This is a genomic window from Enterobacter vonholyi (assembly GCF_008364555.1).
Lineage (GTDB): Bacteria > Pseudomonadota > Gammaproteobacteria > Enterobacterales > Enterobacteriaceae > Enterobacter > Enterobacter vonholyi.
The window spans coordinates 87317-103993 of sequence record NZ_VTUC01000006.1 but is presented as its reverse complement, the minus strand read 5'-3'; the positions used below and the strand labels follow the sequence as shown (position 1 = coordinate 103993).

The 16677-nt window shown below is 56.7% G+C and carries 18 protein-coding genes; 8 read left to right on the top strand and 10 right to left on the bottom strand.

Going from position 1 to position 16677, the window contains the following annotated elements; all coding sequences use genetic code 11:
• Positions 1 to 2 precede the first annotated feature (2 nt).
• Genes F0319_RS09225 through F0319_RS09215 form a run of 3 tightly spaced genes read left to right on the top strand, consistent with a single transcriptional unit; the run spans position 3 to position 2264 of the window.
• Positions 3 to 818 carry an amino acid ABC transporter ATP-binding protein gene (locus F0319_RS09225; RefSeq protein WP_111965643.1) on the top strand — a complete coding sequence of 272 codons (816 nt, stop codon included), beginning with the start codon at positions 3 to 5 and terminating at the stop codon, positions 816 to 818.
• Positions 818 to 1594 carry an amino acid ABC transporter permease gene (locus F0319_RS09220; RefSeq protein WP_149366740.1) on the top strand — a complete coding sequence of 259 codons (777 nt, stop codon included), beginning with the start codon at positions 818 to 820 and terminating at the stop codon, positions 1592 to 1594. Before F0319_RS09225 ends, F0319_RS09220 begins: the two co-directional genes overlap by 1 nt.
• Entirely contained in the window at positions 1578 to 2264 is a 687-nt protein-coding gene (locus F0319_RS09215) for an amino acid ABC transporter permease (RefSeq protein ID WP_149366739.1), read from the top strand. Before F0319_RS09220 ends, F0319_RS09215 begins: the two co-directional genes overlap by 17 nt.
• Here F0319_RS09215 and fumD read toward each other — a convergent pair.
• From fumD to F0319_RS09195, 4 genes are all read right to left on the bottom strand, one after another.
• On the bottom strand, positions 2245 to 2454 hold the full coding sequence (fumD, locus tag F0319_RS09210) for a fumarate hydratase FumD (RefSeq protein ID WP_008500615.1): 210 nt from the start codon (positions 2452 to 2454) through the stop codon (positions 2245 to 2247). The two genes, F0319_RS09215 and fumD, sit on opposite strands and share 20 nt — an antisense overlap.
• 110 nt (positions 2455 to 2564) lie before the next feature.
• Positions 2565 to 3377 carry a MetQ/NlpA family ABC transporter substrate-binding protein gene (locus tag F0319_RS09205; RefSeq protein WP_008500616.1) on the bottom strand — a complete coding sequence of 271 codons (813 nt, stop codon included), beginning with the start codon at positions 3375 to 3377 and terminating at the stop codon, positions 2565 to 2567.
• A 23-nt stretch (positions 3378 to 3400) separates the two neighbouring features.
• The gene (locus F0319_RS09200) at positions 3401 to 4069 is read right to left on the bottom strand and encodes a methionine ABC transporter permease (protein ID WP_149366738.1); all 669 of its coding nucleotides are present in this window, start codon (positions 4067 to 4069) and stop codon (positions 3401 to 3403) included.
• Entirely contained in the window at positions 4062 to 5084 is a 1023-nt protein-coding gene (locus F0319_RS09195) for a methionine ABC transporter ATP-binding protein (protein WP_045910313.1), read from the bottom strand. Before F0319_RS09195 ends, F0319_RS09200 begins: the two co-directional genes overlap by 8 nt.
• A gap of 400 nt (positions 5085 to 5484) precedes the next feature.
• Between F0319_RS09195 and F0319_RS09190 the strand changes: the two genes are divergently transcribed.
• From F0319_RS09190 to lpp, 5 genes are all read left to right on the top strand, one after another.
• Entirely contained in the window at positions 5485 to 6855 is a 1371-nt protein-coding gene (locus F0319_RS09190) for a pyridoxal-phosphate dependent enzyme (RefSeq protein WP_133294231.1), read from the top strand.
• An 11-nt stretch (positions 6856 to 6866) separates the two neighbouring features.
• A complete protein-coding gene (locus tag F0319_RS09185) occupies positions 6867 to 8012 on the top strand; it encodes a trans-sulfuration enzyme family protein (RefSeq protein ID WP_149367123.1) in 1146 nt (381 codons plus the stop codon).
• Between the two features lie 73 nt (positions 8013 to 8085).
• The gene (ynhH, locus tag F0319_RS22525) at positions 8086 to 8382 is read left to right on the top strand and encodes a protein YnhH (protein WP_420889903.1); all 297 of its coding nucleotides are present in this window, start codon (positions 8086 to 8088) and stop codon (positions 8380 to 8382) included.
• 7 nt (positions 8383 to 8389) lie between these two features.
• Positions 8390 to 9811: a pyruvate kinase PykF gene (gene pykF / locus F0319_RS09180; RefSeq protein ID WP_029739779.1), complete on the top strand. Its 1422-nt coding sequence runs from the start codon at positions 8390 to 8392 to the stop codon at positions 9809 to 9811.
• 309 nt (positions 9812 to 10120) lie between these two features.
• A complete protein-coding gene (lpp, locus tag F0319_RS09175) occupies positions 10121 to 10357 on the top strand; it encodes a murein lipoprotein Lpp (RefSeq protein WP_010430241.1) in 237 nt (78 codons plus the stop codon).
• Between the two features lie 60 nt (positions 10358 to 10417).
• Here the strand turns inward: lpp and ldtE are convergent, their stop codons facing one another.
• The 6 genes from ldtE to sufB form a co-directional block, all read right to left on the bottom strand.
• Positions 10418 to 11431, bottom strand: a complete 1014-nt coding sequence (gene ldtE, locus F0319_RS09170; protein ID WP_115874848.1) for a L,D-transpeptidase LdtE — start codon at positions 11429 to 11431, stop codon at positions 10418 to 10420.
• A gap of 97 nt (positions 11432 to 11528) precedes the next feature.
• A complete protein-coding gene (gene sufE, locus F0319_RS09165; RefSeq protein ID WP_149366737.1) occupies positions 11529 to 11945 on the bottom strand; it encodes a cysteine desulfuration protein SufE in 417 nt (138 codons plus the stop codon).
• Between the two features lie 14 nt (positions 11946 to 11959).
• Positions 11960 to 13180, bottom strand: a complete 1221-nt coding sequence (gene sufS, locus F0319_RS09160; RefSeq protein ID WP_149366736.1) for a cysteine desulfurase SufS — start codon at positions 13178 to 13180, stop codon at positions 11960 to 11962.
• On the bottom strand, positions 13177 to 14448 hold the full coding sequence (gene sufD / locus F0319_RS09155; protein WP_149366735.1) for a Fe-S cluster assembly protein SufD: 1272 nt from the start codon (positions 14446 to 14448) through the stop codon (positions 13177 to 13179). Before sufD ends, sufS begins: the two co-directional genes overlap by 4 nt.
• On the bottom strand, positions 14423 to 15169 hold the full coding sequence (gene sufC / locus F0319_RS09150; RefSeq protein ID WP_029739774.1) for a Fe-S cluster assembly ATPase SufC: 747 nt from the start codon (positions 15167 to 15169) through the stop codon (positions 14423 to 14425). Before sufC ends, sufD begins: the two co-directional genes overlap by 26 nt.
• Before the next feature lie 9 nt (positions 15170 to 15178).
• Positions 15179 to 16669: a Fe-S cluster assembly protein SufB gene (gene sufB, locus F0319_RS09145; RefSeq protein ID WP_111965634.1), complete on the bottom strand. Its 1491-nt coding sequence runs from the start codon at positions 16667 to 16669 to the stop codon at positions 15179 to 15181.
• Between the last annotated feature and the right edge of the window lie 8 nt (positions 16670 to 16677).

Genomic DNA, 16677 nt, shown 5'->3' with positions numbered 1-16677 from the left:
TTATGCTCTCAGGTTTATTTTCACACTCCGCGGCCGGTGCCGCGGATTTTTCACATCTGGAACAGGCCAGCGTCGAGTTTCTTCATGTGGACAAACGCTACGGTGACCATCAGGTTTTAAACGATATTAACCTCACCATCACGCCCGGAGAAGTGGTTGCCATCCTCGGCCCTTCAGGCTCCGGTAAATCCACCCTGATCCGTCTTATCAACCAGCTTGAAACCCTGAGCGGCGGGGAGATTCTGGTCGACAACAAGCCTACCGGAAAGCTCTCCGGTACCGGGCTGCGTCAGCTGCGAAGCCGCGTGGGGTTTGTGTTCCAACAGTTCAATCTCTATGCCCATCTCACCGCCAGCCAGAACATCACCCTGGCACTGGAGCACGTTCACGGCTGGAAGCCGCATCCTGCTCAGGAGCGCGCGCTGGCCCTGCTGGAGAAAGTCGGGATGCTGGAAAAAGCCCACCATTACCCGGCGGAGCTTTCCGGCGGGCAGCAGCAGCGCGTGGCGATAGCCCGCGCCCTCGCCTCTTCACCGCAAATCATTCTGTTTGATGAACCCACCTCCGCGCTGGATCCGGAGATGATTGGTGAAGTGCTGTTCGTGATGAAAGCCCTCGCCCACAGCGGGATCACGATGATCGTGGTGACTCATGAGATGCAGTTTGCCCGGGAAATCGCCGACCGGATTGTCTTTATCGACGGCGGGCAAATTCTGGAAACCGCGCCGCCGGCGCAGTTTTTCAGCCAGCCAGCGCATCCGCGCGCGCAGCGCTTCCTGCAAAAGGTGCTCAACCCGCTGCATCAGGAGCATCTGTAATGCCCGCGCTCGACTGGCAGGGGGTACTGACCGGACAGCCTCTGCAGTGGATACTCTCCGGATTCCTCACCACCCTGTGGGTGACGCTGGCGGGGATCGTGCTGGCCAGCCTGCTCGCACTGCTCTTTATGCTTCTGCGCCTGTCCGGCGGACGCGTCGGGAAAGCGATCGTCAGCGGCTGGGTATCACTCTTTCGCAATACCCCGCTGCTGGTGCAGCTACTGTTCTGGTATTTTGCCGCCTGGAACGGGCTGCCGCAGGCGTTTCGCGACGCGGTCAACGCCGATCACAGCTGGTCGATTCTGCCCGGCGACGTCTGGTGGTTTACGCCCGAATTTTTATGCTCTGCCTGGGGGTTGGGCGTTTTTACCTCGGCGTTTTTAATCGAAGAGGTGGAAGCAGGATTGCGTTCCGTGCCCGCCGGGCAGCGGGAGGCGGCGCTCGCCCAGGGATTCTCCACGTGGCGCTTGTTTCGCTTCATCCTTCTGCCGCAGGGCCTGGCTAACGCCTGGCAGCCCGTTGTGGGCCAGTATCTCAATCTGATGAAGCTCTCCTCGCTCGCCAGCGGGATTGGCTTCGCCGAGCTCACCTATCAGGTCAGGCAGATCGAAAGCTATAACGCGCACGCGCTGGAGGCGTTTACCCTCGGTACCGTGCTCTATCTGCTGACCGGCCTGGTCATGGGGATGGTGCTGGTACGCCTTGGGCCACAGGCGAAACGTAAACGCCCGAACGTCGTCATCGCAGGGAGTGAAAAACATGATTGCCGGACTTAATGTCATCACCGATAACCTCGATTATCTGCTGTGGGGACGCGCGGCAACGGGTGAACCGGGAGGCGTACTGCTTTCGTTAATGATGGCAGCAGGCGCTGCGGTTATCGCTCTGCCCGGAGGGATACTGCTCGCGTGCCTGGCCTGGCGCTTTACCGGGCTCGTGCGAAAAGTCCTCTTTTTATGGGCAGAACTGATTCGCGGTATCCCGCTTATCTTCGTGATTTTCTGGATGTGGTATCTCCTGCCGCTCATCACCGGGGGCGATCTGCCCGGGGCGCTGACCGTCATGCTGGCGCTGGCCTGGTTTACGGCGGCCACCGTGATGCACTCGGTGCTGGCCGGGCTGAGCGCGCTGCCGACCGGGCAGTACGAGGCCGCGCTGTCTCAGGGCTTCAGCACCCAACAAACCCTGTTGCGCGTGCTGCTGCCGCAGGCGCTGAGGAATATTCTGCCGTCGCTGGTGGGGATTTTTATTAGCCTGCTGAAGGATACGTCGCTGGCGTTTATCGTGAACGTCCCGGAACTGACCACGGTGGCGGGACAGGTCAACAACCGGGTGCAAATCTACCCGGCGGCCATTTTTATCTTTACGGGCGTGGTTTACTACCTGCTCTGCTGCTCGCTCGAGCAGCTTGCGAAGCGCTGGCGCCTTACCCGGCCAGCGCTTTAACCACCGTTTCCATTGCTTCGGTTGTCAATTCACTGCGTTTAACGCGCTGGTTCGCCAGCGCGGTACGCAGGACTCCGGCAATGACAATATGCTTTGGCTCCTGCCCTAAATCACGCATCTCGAGCACCACCTTTCCGACCACCCGGCACATCTCCTGGTACAGCGCTTCATCTTTGGTCACGTTACCCATCGTCATCACTCCATTGCCTTTTAAACGTTGAGCTTAAATGATTCTCCAGCCGGATACAAAAAAGAAGCCCGGCGATAGACTCGCCGGGCTTCATCAGTAAAATCAGTAAATTAGTTGTTTACAGGAATAACCGCGCCTTTGTACTTGGTGCGGATCCAGTCCTGAATCTCTTTCGAGTGCAGCACGTTCACCAGCGCGACGATATCTTTCTTCTTCTCGTCACCGCGGTGTACGGTAATGATGTTGGCGTACGGGTTGTTTTCACCGCTCTCAACCGCAATCGGGTCGTGAACCGGATCCAGACCGGCGTCAATCGCGTAGTTGGCGTTGATCACCACCGCATCGCCTTCGTTGTTGTTGTACATCTGCGGCAGCAGAGACGCTTCAACGTTAGGCGTGAACTTCAGCTTTTTCGGGTTCTCGACGATGTCGCTGATGCGCGCAGTCACTTTATCGATGCCCGGCTTCAGCTTGATCACGCCCTCTTTCTCGAAGATGGAAAGAATACGCCCCTCTTCAGAAACCGCGTCACGCATGATGATCTTGCCGCCTTCCGGCAGGTCTTTCAGCGACTTGTATTTTTTGGAGTAGATGCCGATTGGCTCAATGTGGATCGCGCCCGCACTGACAAAATCGTAGTCCTTATCGCCCGCATGATCTTTCAGCACGCTGTTCAGGTAAGGAATATGCTGGAAATAGTTCGCGTCGATGTCATGACCCGCCAGCGCGGTATTCGGCAGAATGTAGTCCTGGAACGGTTTAATCTCCAGGTCGATACCCTGCTTCGCCAGAATCGGCTTTGCCTGCTCCAGAATTTCCGCATGCGGCGTGTTGGACGCGCCCACGGTCAGGGTGTCGGCCCAGGAGGCGAAGCTCAGGGCGCTCAGGGTTGCTGCGGCGATCAGTGTCAGTGTCTTTTTCATGATGTGGTTCCTGTGTGTATTTATTAGCGTTTATCTAACAGTGAAGTAATGACATCGCCGCAGAACTGGATAATGAAAACGATGATCAGAATGGTCACCGTTGCCACCAGCGTGACGTCACCATGGTTGCGCTGGAATCCTTCCAGATAAGCCAGATTTCCTAAACCACCGGCGCCAATCACCCCCGCCATTGCGCTGTAGCTCACCAGCGCAATCAGCGTCACCGTAATACCTGATACCAGTGCGGGTGATGATTCCGGCAGTAAAACCCGAAACACGAGCGTGCTCAGTCGTGCGCCCATCGAGCGCGTCGCTTCAATCACGCCTTTATCCACTTCACGCAGGGCGATCTCCACCAGGCGTGCGTAGAACGGTGCGGCACCCACTATCAGGGCCGGCAGCGCCGCGTTGGCGCCAAGAATGGTGCCGACGACGGTCTTGGTGAACGGGATCAGCAGCACAATCAAAATGATGAACGGAATCGAGCGGAACACGTTCACCACGATCGAAATCACGCTGTAGACCGTGCGGTTATGGAACAGACCGCCGCGCGCGGTTAAAAACAGCGCCAGACCCAGCACGATGCCCAGCACAAAGGTCGCCACGCCGGACAGCGCGGTCATGTACAGCGTCTCAAGCGTCGCCGCCCAGAGCTGATCCCACTCGAGATGCGGAAAGAGATTCTCAGCCATGTTTAATCACCTCGCCTTCAATATCGCTGTGCTGCAGGTCGGCGAGGATATTGTTCAGTTGTTCGTCAGATGCCACGACGTGCACCCAGAGTTGACCAAACACGCCGTGAGCGGTTTGGGTCATTTTTCCGTGCAGGATGTTAAACGGCAGGCCGTAGCGCAGCGTCAGTTCGCCCACAATCGGCTTATGCGTGCTGTGCCCGGTAAAGGTCAGCCTGATGACCGTCCCTTCCAGATCGTTTGCCAGTTCGGTATTGAACGTTTCTTCTTCAGCGTACTGGCTCACCTGACGCACAAACTGCTGCGTAATCGGCTGCTGCGGATGGGTAAAGACGCTCAGCACGTCTCCCTCTTCCACCACCTTACCGTTCTCCATTACCGCCACGCGGTCGCAGATTTTGCGCACCACGTGCATCTCGTGCGTGATGAGCACGATGGTCAGCTTAAAGCGGCGGTTAATATCCAGCAGCAGATCGAGGATCTGATCGGTGGTCTGCGGGTCAAGCGCGGAGGTGGCTTCATCGCAGAGCAGCACATCCGGGCGATTAGCCAGCGCACGCGCAATACCCACGCGCTGCTTTTGACCACCGCTCAGCTGCGACGGATAGGCATGCTCGCGGCCTTTCAGGCCAACGAGTTCAATAAGCTCGGCCACGCGGGCCTTAATTTCGGCTTTCGGTACGCCGGCAATTTGCATCGAGAACGCAATATTCTCGCTGACCGTGCGCGACCACAGCAGGTTAAAGTGTTGAAACACCATGCTGATCTTCAGACGCGCCTGGCGCAGCGCTTCACCTTTTGCGGCAGAAATGTTCTGCCCGTTGATGGTTACGCTGCCGCTGCTCGGTTTTTCCAGCCCGTTGAGCAGGCGGATAAGCGTACTTTTACCTGCGCCGCTGTAACCAATGATCCCGTATATCTGTCCCTGTGCTATCGTCAAATTGACGTTATCAACGGCTGTGAGTGCCACCTTTCCGTTGTCAAAAACTTTCGAAATATTGCTCAGTACAATCATTCTTATTCATTATCCGTGCCGCCCGTGGCGGTTTAGCAGTATGGATGTCCAAACGATAGTAAACAGCCGTTACCAGCTTTTAAATGAACAAAAAAGAATGTGTTATAACTTTCCGAAATAAACAGCGGATTTACCGGGTGGGCAGCATTTAGACCAATTTCAGCAATGATTATCTGCCGGATGCATATCTGCTGGCGGACGGGCGCAAAAAACGGTCATTTTTGCAGCATTTTATCCCGATATAGCCATCCTCACATCCAGACAACTTTACGTCTTGCTGTCCTGCCATCCAGAAATGGCATTTATATTCCTTTCTGTTCTAAACGGCAGTGAATGGTTCTTTATTGAGAAAATTTCACCGCCCTATCATCCCGTCATGACATCCAGAAAGGAAAACATCATGACGATTTATCACTCCGTCACCGAACTGATTGGTCGTACCCCGCTGATCCAGCTGCATAAGCTTGATACCGGTCCCTGCTCGCTCTTTCTGAAGCTGGAAAACCAGAACCCGGGCGGTTCGATTAAGGATCGCGTTGCGCTGTCGATGATTAACGAAGCGGAACGTACCGGTAAGCTGAAGCCTGGCGGCACGATAATTGAGGCTACGGCGGGCAATACCGGTCTCGGCCTGGCCCTAATCGCCGCCCAGAAAGGCTACTCGCTGATTCTGGTGGTGCCGGACAAAATGAGCCGCGAGAAGATTTTCCACCTGCGCGCGCTGGGTGCCCAGGTGGTGCTGACCCGCTCCGACGTCAATAAGGGCCACCCGGCCTATTACCAGGATTACGCCCAGCGCCTGGCTAACGAACTTCCCGGCGCGTTTTACATCGACCAGTTCAACAACGAAGCCAACCCGCTGGCGCACCGCACAACCACGGCGCCGGAACTGTACGAGCAGCTTGACGGCAGGATCGACGCCATCGTCGTGGGCGTCGGCTCAGGCGGCACGCTGGGCGGCCTGCAGGCGTGGTTCGCCGAGCACTCTCCGCATACTGAATTTGTCCTGGCAGACCCGGCCGGATCCGTTCTGGCCGACCAGGTGGAAACCGGACGCTACCACGACGCGGGCTCCTGGCTGGTTGAGGGAATTGGCGAAGACTTTATTCCTCCGCTGGCCCACATTGAAGGGGTGAATCGCGCCTGGCGCATCACCGACCGCGAAGCCTTCACCACCGCGCGCGAGCTGCTGAAAACGGAGGGCATTCTGGCGGGCTCCTCCAGCGGCACGCTGCTTGCGGCCGCGCTGAAGTATTGCCAGGCGCAGACCACGCCGAAGCGCGTGGTGACCTTCGCCTGCGACAGCGGCAATAAGTATCTTTCGAAGATGTTCAACGACGACTGGATGCGACAGCAGGGGCTCATCACGCGTCCTCAGGCCGGCGACCTCTCTGACTACATCGCCCTGCGCCACGATGAAGGCGCCACCGTTACCGCGGCCCCGGACGACACGCTTTCCACCGTTCTGGCACGCATGCGTCTGTATGACATCTCCCAGCTGCCGGTGCTGGAGAACGGCAAGGTGGTGGGCATTATCGACGAGTGGGATCTCCTGCGGCATATCGGCGGCGACGGCGATCGCTTCGCGCTGCCGGTGACGGCAGCCATGACGCGTCAGGTGGAGTTTCTTGATAAACACGCACCGGAAAGCGCCCTGCACGCCATCTTCGACCGCGGCCTGGTGGCCGTCATTAATGACAACGACCGTTTTCTCGGTCTGATTACGCGCAGCGACGTTCTGACCGCCTGGCGCAACCGTCTTCAGCAATAAAGGAACTGATGATGAAAAACCTGGCTACCCTGAGCGTCCACAGCGGCGAGTTCAACGACCAGCACGGCGCCGTCATGCCGCCGATTTACGCCACCTCGACGTTTGCGCAACCGTCACCCGGCGAGCATACCGGCTATGAGTATTCGCGCAGCGGCAACCCTACCCGCCACGCGCTGGAAACCGCGATTGCCGAACTGGAGGGCGGTACGCGCGGCTACGCCTTCGCCTCCGGCCTGGCGGCCATCTCCACGGTGCTCGAACTGCTGGATAAAGACAGCCATATCGTCGCCATTGATGACGTTTACGGCGGGACGTACCGCCTGATCGAAAACGTGCGCAAGCGCAGCACCGGCCTGCAGGTCAGCTGGGTTAAACCGGACGACCTCGCCGGGCTCGAGGCCGCCATCCGCCCGGATACGCGTATGGTGTGGGTCGAGACGCCGACCAACCCGCTGCTGAAGCTGGCGGATCTGGCGGCCATCGCGGCAATCGCCCGTCGTCATAACGTCATCAGCGTGGCGGATAACACCTTCGCGTCGCCGGTGATCCACCGTCCGCTGGAGTCGGGCTTCGATATCGTGGTTCACTCTGCCACCAAATACCTTAACGGCCACTCTGACGTGGTCGCCGGGCTGGCGATTGTCGGGGATAACAAGGAACTGGCGGATAAGCTGGGCTACCTGCAAAACGCGGTGGGCGGCGTCCTGGATCCGTTCAGCAGTTTCCTGACGCTGCGCGGTATTCGCACGCTCGCGCTGAGGGTCGAAAAGCACAGCACCAACGCGCTGGCGATTGCGCAATGGCTGGAGCAACACCCTCTGGTCGAAAAGGTGTTCTATCCCGGCCTGGAGTCGCATCCGCAATATCAGCTTGCCCGCACCCAGATGGCCCTGCCCGGCGGGATGATTTCCGTCGTGGTAAAAGGCGATGCGCAACGCGCCGCCGAGGTGATTCGCAACCTGAAGTTGTTCACCCTCGCAGAAAGCCTGGGCGGCGTGGAAAGTCTGGTGAGCCAGCCTTACAGCATGACGCACGCGTCGATTCCGCTCGAGCAACGCCTGGCAAACGGCATTGTGCCGCAGCTGATCCGCCTGTCAGTCGGGATTGAAGATCCGAAAGACCTGATTGCCGACCTCAGCCAGGCGCTGCAAAAATAAGCAAAATGCGGCAGGTCCCTCACCTGCCGCTATAAGTTGTCATCATGGCTTAACGCCTTGATAACAATATTATGTGAAACTGCATAGATTATTTTTGAAACACCGTTTCCATTTTCCTTTTATCTTCAAATCAGCGTATAATGCGCGCCTAATCCCTGGTGAATGGTTTCAGCGCTTGGAATACAAAAAACAACGTACAACTTCTCCTCTCCTTCGTTGGGCTGTCACTCAGGCACACTTTCTTCTGCACGCTCATTTGATGTCTCCTATCCTTAGTGCGTGTCATATACTCTTTTGCAACACAGGTTTGACTCCGCGGCGGTGCGCCCCCGGAGCGAGATTTCCATATCCTTCCCAACTTAAAGACTAAGACTGTCATGAAAAAGACGAAAATTGTTTGTACTATCGGCCCGAAAACCGAATCTGAAGAGATGCTGACCAAAATGCTGGATGCCGGCATGAACGTGATGCGTCTGAACTTCTCCCACGGTGACTACGCAGAACACGGTCAGCGTATCCAGAACTTGCGCAACGTGATGAGCAAGACCGGTAAAAAAGCCGCGATCCTGCTGGATACCAAAGGTCCAGAAATCCGTACTATCAAACTGGAAGGCGGTAACGACGTCTCTCTGAAAGCTGGCCAGACCTTCACCTTCACCACCGACAAATCCGTTGTCGGCAACAGCGAAATCGTTGCAGTGACCTATGAAGGCTTCACCAACGATCTGTCCGTTGGTAACACCGTGCTGGTAGACGATGGTCTGATCGGTATGGAAGTTACCGCTATCGAAGGCAACAAGGTTATCTGTAAAGTACTGAACAACGGCGACCTGGGCGAAAACAAAGGCGTTAACCTGCCGGGCGTTTCTATCGCACTGCCAGCGCTGGCTGAAAAAGACAAACAGGACCTGATCTTCGGTTGCGAACAAGGCGTTGACTTTGTTGCGGCATCCTTCATCCGTAAGCGTTCTGACGTAGTTGAAATTCGTGAGCACCTGAAAGCGCACGGCGGCGAGAAGATCCAGATCATCTCCAAAATTGAAAACCAGGAAGGCCTGAACAACTTCGACGAAATCCTCGAAGCATCTGACGGCATCATGGTTGCACGTGGCGACCTGGGTGTAGAAATCCCGGTTGAAGAAGTGATCTTCGCGCAGAAGATGATGATCGAGAAATGCGTGCGCGCGCGTAAAGTGGTTATCACCGCAACGCAGATGCTGGACTCCATGATCAAAAACCCACGCCCTACCCGCGCTGAAGCAGGCGACGTGGCAAACGCCATCCTCGACGGTACCGATGCCGTTATGCTGTCCGGCGAATCCGCGAAAGGTAAATATCCGCTGGAAGCGGTGTCCATCATGGCCACCATCTGCGAACGTACCGATCGCGTGATGAAAAGCCGTCTGGACTACAACAACGACAGCCGCAAGCTGCGCATCACCGAAGCGGTATGCCGCGGTGCGGTAGAAACGGCTGAGAAACTGGAAGCCCCACTGATCGTGGTTGCCACCCAGGGCGGTAAATCTGCTCGCGCCGTGCGTAAATACTTCCCGGATGCGACTATCCTGGCGCTGACCACCAACGAAACCACTGCCCGTCAGCTGGTGCTGAGCAAAGGCGTGATCCCACACCTGGTGAAAGAGATCGCGTCTACGGATGATTTCTACCGTCTGGGTAAAGAAGTGGCTCTGGAGCTGGTTGATCGTGGTCTGGCACAGAAAGGTGACGTTGTGGTCATGGTTTCTGGCGCACTGGTACCAAGCGGCACTACCAATACCGCATCTGTTCACGTGCTGTAATAATTCCCGAACGAATTAATTTGGATAAAAAGCGCCCTCCGGGCGCTTTTTTTATTCCTGGCATTAGCCAAACGCATTCAAAATGCAAATCGGGTTTTTCTATTTAATTGCGAATTATCTAAGATGAATCCGATGATAAATGCCTTTTTTTCCTTAGATTTTTGCCCGAAAAGGGCTGATTCGATGCTTCTTTGAGCGAACGATCAAAAATAGGTGTATTCCCATCAAAAAAATATTCTCAACCCAAAAAACTTTGTGTAATACTTGTAACGCTACATGGAGATTAACTCAATCTAGAGGGTATTAATAATGAATCGTACTAAACTGGTACTGGGCGCGGTAATCCTGGGTTCTACTCTGCTGGCTGGTTGCTCCAGCAACGCTAAAATCGATCAGCTGTCTTCTGACGTTCAGACTCTGAACGCTAAAGTTGACCAGCTGAGCAACGACGTGAACGCAATCCGTTCCGACGTTCAGGCTGCTAAAGACGACGCAGCTCGCGCTAACCAGCGTCTGGACAACCAGGCTACTAAATACCGTAAGTAATAGTACCTGTTAATAAAATGGCGCACATTGTGCGCCATTTTTTTTGCCTGCGTCAAACGGCTACTGCGTTACCTTCTCACCTTCATCCTCCGCTACCGCAGCAGATACCCGACTGTTCTGCACCGACAACACGCTATTGCTGGCTGACGGGCCGCTACCGGACGATACAATAACCGGGATCCCGGCACGACGTGACAGGGCTTTATCAATCAGCGCCTTATCGCTTCCCGCCTGGGAAACAAAGGTCGCAAAGTCGGCAGAGTGGGTAATGGGCGAGACCTGTGGATTTTCCCCTTCTACCTGCGCCAGCGGACGGTGGACTTCAATATAGCGTTTACCATCCGGCTCAACGGAAAACTTCACGGGTTCATTAATAATCTGCACCCGCGTACCCACCCGCACCTGTTCGAACAGGGCCTTAATGTCCGGGGCGTTCATCCGCATACAGCCGGAGCTGACCCGCAGGCCGACGCTGTCCGGCGCGCTGGTGCCGTGGATGAGATATTCCCCGTTGCCCACGCCTAAACGCAGCGCGAAGCGTCCCAGGGGGTTATTTGGCCCGGCAGGAACCACCGGAGGCAATTTGATGCCCTGCTCCAGAGAACGTGCTCTGATGCCCGGCGTGGGCGTCCAGGTGGGATTAGGGATCTTCTGGCTCACCCGCGTGGTCGTCACCGGCGTTTCCAGCCCCAGCTGTCCGATACCCAGCGGGAAAACCTGAACAATGTTTTGACCCGGCGGGAAGTAGTAGAGCCGAAGCTCAGCGAGATTCACCACAATCCCCTCGCGCGGCGTATCCGGCAACAGCATTTGCGACGGAATGGTAATGACGGTTCCCGGCGCAGGATTAACCGGCGCAATGGTATTGTTGGTTTCCAGGATCACCTGCGCCGCCGTATTAAACCGACGGGCGATGGTCTGCAGCTTATTATCCCCTTCCTGTATCGTGTAGGTTTGATTTTGCCCAATCAGACGACTGCCCGCGGGCGGCAACGGATAGTCCATCGCGCGGGCCGAATTAAGGGCACCGAGCGAACTGAGGAGTAATAGAGTTATGAGAGACGCGCGCTTCATGCTGAGATTCCTTATTCACTGACAGAACGCCAGAAAGCTGAAAAACCAGCGAGGCGGGAACCACCTCGCGAAACAGAATGAATGCTGTTCTGTAAGTCTAGCTAAGGATTGAAGCTTTGGCGCGGATGGCGCGAATCATCGCTTCCAGTCCCTGAGAACGGGACGGGGTGAGGTGTTGGGTTAAGGCCATTTTTTCAAACCACGGGCGAACATCGAACGCGACAATATCCTGCGCCGACATCTGCTGATAAAGGCTAAAGACGACCGCAATAAGCCCTTTTACAATGGCGGCATCGCTGTCGCCGCGCAATTCTATCGTGCCGTCATCAGACTGCTTCATCACAATCCAGACCTGGCTCTGACAGCCCTGAATAATATTTTCCGGGCTGTGCGCCTCTTCACCGAGCGGCGGCAGACGCTGCCCCAGCTCGATGATATAAAGGTACTTCTCTTCCCAGTTTGCGCAACGCCCAAAGTTGCGCAGCAATTTGTCTTTGTCCGGCAGTTCTGCCATCGTTTGCCTCTCCGTTAGCCCAGCAGCTGGTGAATGCGCTTAAGCCCCGCCACCAGCCTGTCGACCTCTTCCGTCGTGTTGTACATCACAAGCGACGCGCGGCACATTGCCGGCACCTGGTAAAACGCCATCAGCGGCATGGCGCAGTGGTGCCCGGTGCGGACAGCCACGCCGTAGTTATCAAGGAAACTGCCCACGTCATAGGCGTGGTGTTTCCCGAGATTGAACGCGATCACCCCCTGACGATCGGCAGGCCCGTAGAGGGTCAAATCCGGCACGCTGGCAAGCTCCGCAAGCGCATAGTGCATCAGCAGCCGTTCATACTCCTGAATGGGATCAAGACCGATGGCAGAGACGTAAGAGACCGCCGCCCCCAGGCCGATAATCCCACCGGTGTTGGGCGTGCCCGCTTCAAAACGCCACGGCGCGCGCGCGTAGGTCGTGCCTTCCGTCAGGCTGACGGTGGCGATCATCGACCCGCCCCCTTCCCACGGCGGCATCGCCTGCAGAATGTCTTCTTTTACATACAGCACGCCTATCCCGGTCGGCCCATAGAGCTTGTGGCCTGAAAAGACGTAGAAATCACAGTCCAGCGCCTGAACGTCAACCGCGTGGTGCATCACCGCCTGAGCGCCGTCAATCAGGACCTTTGCGCCCGCCTGATGGGCTTTTTCCACAATCGCTGCCACCGGGTTTTCAGTCCCCAGCACGTTGGAAACCTGGGTAACCGCCACCAGCCGCGTGCGGTCATCCAGCAAGACGTCAAGCTGCTCAAGCTGAAGCGTCCCGTCAACGTTGAGCGGAATGACCCGCAATTGCGCACCAACGCGCTCGCAGAGCATCTGCCACGGCACGATATTGGCGTGATGCTCCATCTGGGTGATGATGATGTTATCCCCCGCGTGGACCTGCGCGTTACCCCAGCTGTTAGCGACAAGGTTGATCCCTTCGGTGGTTCCGCGCACGAAGACCAGCTCTTCCGGCGAGCGGGCGTTAAGAAAAGCAGCAAGCTGCGTGCGCACGTTTTCCATCCGCTGGGTCGCCTCGGCGCTCAGGGTATGAATACCTCGATGCACGGCGGCATAGCCATGGCGATAAAACTCGGCTTCGGCATCCACCACCTGATTCGGCTTCTGCGCGCTGGCCGCGCTGTCCAGATAGGCCAGAGGAAGACCGTTCACTTCACGGGTCAGAACCGGGAAATCTGCCCGTACTTTCTCTACGGGAAAACTCATGCTTCGCCTCCAGGCAGACGCTGACCGATACGCGCCAGCACCTGCTGTTTTAACTGACCATCGTGCAGCGCTTCCGTCAGTTCGGCGGCAAACGCATAGATAATCATTTTCTGCGCCGCCTGCTGGTCGATGCCGCGAGAACGCAGGTAGAACATCTGCTCGTCGTCGATTCGCCCGACCGTCGCACCGTGGCTGCACTTCACGTCGTCGGCGTAGATCTCCAGCTGCGGTTTGGTGTCCACCTCCGCCAGTCGGCCCAACAGCAGATTGTTGTTGGTCATCTGCCCGTCGGTTTTAATGGCGTGCTGCGCCACGTTAATCAGACCGTTAAACACCGCTCGCCCTTTATCACTCACGATGGTTTTGTGCAGCTGGCGGCTGTTGCAGTAGCCTTTGTTGTGCTCCAGCCACGTGCGCGTGTCGCACACCTCAGATTTAACCGGCATCGCCAGGCTGTTGATGCGCAGCGTGGTGTTTTCACCGTTAAGCTGCGTGCTGGTGTTGTGGCGCAGCACCGACCCGCCGAGCAGGAAGCTATGGCTGTACGCCGCCGCATCCTGGCCCAGGACAATGTCGTTATGGGCAAAGTGGTGGCTCTGCGCATTCTCAAACGCCAGCTTGATATGGTGTAGCTGGGCATTGGCCGCCACGTTCATCGTCAGACGCGACCCGGTAAAGTGACGCGTCTCATTGAGGCTGACGTAATGTTCGATGATCGTGGCCTCGGCGCCCTCCGCCAGCTCAAGATGGTGACGATAGTGCGCGGTATTGATTTCGTCGCCGTCCAGACCCTGAGTTATGTGCATCAGCAGCAGCGGCTTAGCCGGACGCTGGTTACGCTTCACGTGGATGTGCGTCACGCTGCGGGCCAGGCTCTCGGTCAGGTGCAGGAAAACCTCAGGCTGAACCGGGGCGCTCAGGGGCTGGCGATCGTCGTTTATCTCAATCTCAAATCCGCTCGCCTGAAGAGCGTCGCTCAGCTCCGGACGGAACTGACCGTCGACAAACACCAGGCGCACGGCATCCACGTGCACTGCCAGCGCGTCACGCTGCTCAGGAGTCAGATCCGCCAGACGGGTCACAAACTCGGCGTTCAGCAGGCCATCGAGCGGGGTATATTTCCAGTTCTCATGCTTACGCGTCGGCAGACCAAGACGCAGCATCTGCTGCAGATGCTGCTGCGCCTGCGCCGAGCGCGTGCCGCCCTGGGCTTCAAACAGCCGGTGCCACTGCTGGAGCGCATTACTGCTGTTCTGTAAGCCAGCCATAGCCCTGCTCCTCCAGTTGTTTAACCAGCGTGAAATCACCGGATTTGACAATACGCCCCTGATAAAGCACGTGAACGTAATCCGGCTTGATGTAGTCCAGAATGCGCTGATAGTGGGTGACGATGATGAATGAACGCTTGCCGTCGCGCAGGGAGTTCACTCCGTCAGCGACAATCTTCAGGGCGTCGATGTCCAGACCGGAGTCGGTCTCATCCAGAATGCACAGCTCGGGCTCCAGCACCGCCATCTGCAGAATGTCGTTACGCTTTTTCTCGCCGCCGGAAAAACCGACGTTCACCGAGCGGGTCAGCAGATCTTCCGGCATTTTCAGCAGCTTGATCTTCTCTTCCATCAGGTCCTGGAAGTCGAAGCGGTCCAGCGCCTCCAGGCCACGGTATTTGCGCACCGCGTTGAGCGCAGTTTGCAGGAAGAACTGATTACTGACGCCCGGAATTTCGACCGGGTACTGGAAGGCCATAAAAATGCCCTCTCCCGCACGATCTTCCGGCGACATCTCCAGCAGATTCTTGCCGTTAAACTCGACCGAGCCGTGGGTCACTTCATAATCTTCGCGTCCGGCCAGCGTGGCAGAAAGCGTACTTTTCCCGGAACCGTTCGGCCCCATGATGGCGTGGACTTCGCCCGGCTTGACGTCAAAATTGAGGCCACGCAGGATGGCTTTGTCTTCTACGCTGACCTGTAAATCTTTAATGCTTAACATGTGCTTTCCTTAACCGACGCTGTGTTCAAGACTAATGGCGAGGAGTTTCTGGGCTTCAACGGCAAATTCCAGCGGCAGTTCAGAGAACACGTCCTTACAGAAGCCGTTAACGATCATCGAGATGGCGTCTTCTTCGCTGATCCCGCGCTGCAGGCAATAGAAGAGCTGATCTTCCCCAATCCGTGACGTCGTCGCCTCGTGCTCAAGCTGGGCCGTATTGTTGCGGCACTCAACGTACGGGAAGGTATGCGCCCCGCAGTCTGCGCCAATCAGCATCGAGTCACACTGGGTAAAGTTTCGTGCATTGGTGGCCGTCGGCATGATTTTCACCAGCCCGCGATAGCTGTTCTGGCTGTGCCCGGCAGAGATCCCTTTCGAGATGATGGTTGACCTGGTGTTTTTACCAATGTGAATCATCTTGGTGCCGGTATCCGCCTGCTGATGGCCGCTGGTGAGCGCCACCGAGTAAAACTCGCCTATGGAGTTATCGCCGCGCAGGATACAGCTCGGGTATTTCCAGGTGATGGCCGAGCCGGTTTCGGACTGGGTCCACGACATCTTGCTGTTTTCGCCTTCGCACAGCGCACGCTTGGTTACGAAGTTCAGGATGCCGCCGGTATTGCCGTCGCCCGGGAACCAGTTTTGCACCGTCGAGTATTTCACCTCGGCGTCTTTATGGATAATGACCTCCACCACCGCCGCGTGCAGCTGATAGCTGTCGCGGACCGGGGCCGAGCATCCTTCGATGTAGCTGACGTAGCTGCCTTCATCCGCGACCAGAATCGTACGTTCGAACTGACCGGTTTTTTCGGCATTGATGCGGAAATAGGTCGAGAGCTCCATCGGACAGCGCACGCCTTTCGGCACGTAAATAAAGGTGCCGTCCGAGGCTACCGCCGCGTTGAGCGCCGCAAAGAAGTTGTCGTTAGAGGGCACCACGGTCCCGATGTACTTTTTCACCAGTTCCGGATGATCGTGAATCGCTTCGCCAAAGGAGCAGAAAATGATCCCCTGCTCTGCCAGCTTCTCGCGGTAGGTGGTCGCCACCGAGACGGAGTCGAAAATGGCGTCCACCGCTACCTCTTTCCCCTCACGCACGGGCACGCCCAGCTGGTTAAAGGCTTCTTCAACCTCTTTGCTGAGGAAGCTGTTTTCCGCGCCGGTTTGCTGCACCGCGCCGGGCTGTGAGGCGCAGGTGTCATCGCAGCTACCGCATGAGGGCGCGGAGTAGTAGCTATAGTCCTGATAGTTCAGCTTGTCATAATGCGCTTTCAGCCAGTGCGGCTCTTCCATCTCCAGCCAGGCGCGGAATGCGCTCAGACGAAACTCCAGCATCCACTCGGGCTCGTTACGTTTCGCCGAGATCGCCCGCACGACATCTTCGTTAATGCCTTTTGCCAGCTCATCGGTCTGCAGCTGGGTGAAGAACCCCTCTTTATAGTTGAGGTGCCCACCGCTCCAGGTATTTACTTCACTCGTTGCTTCAGTATTACGAGACATAGTACCGC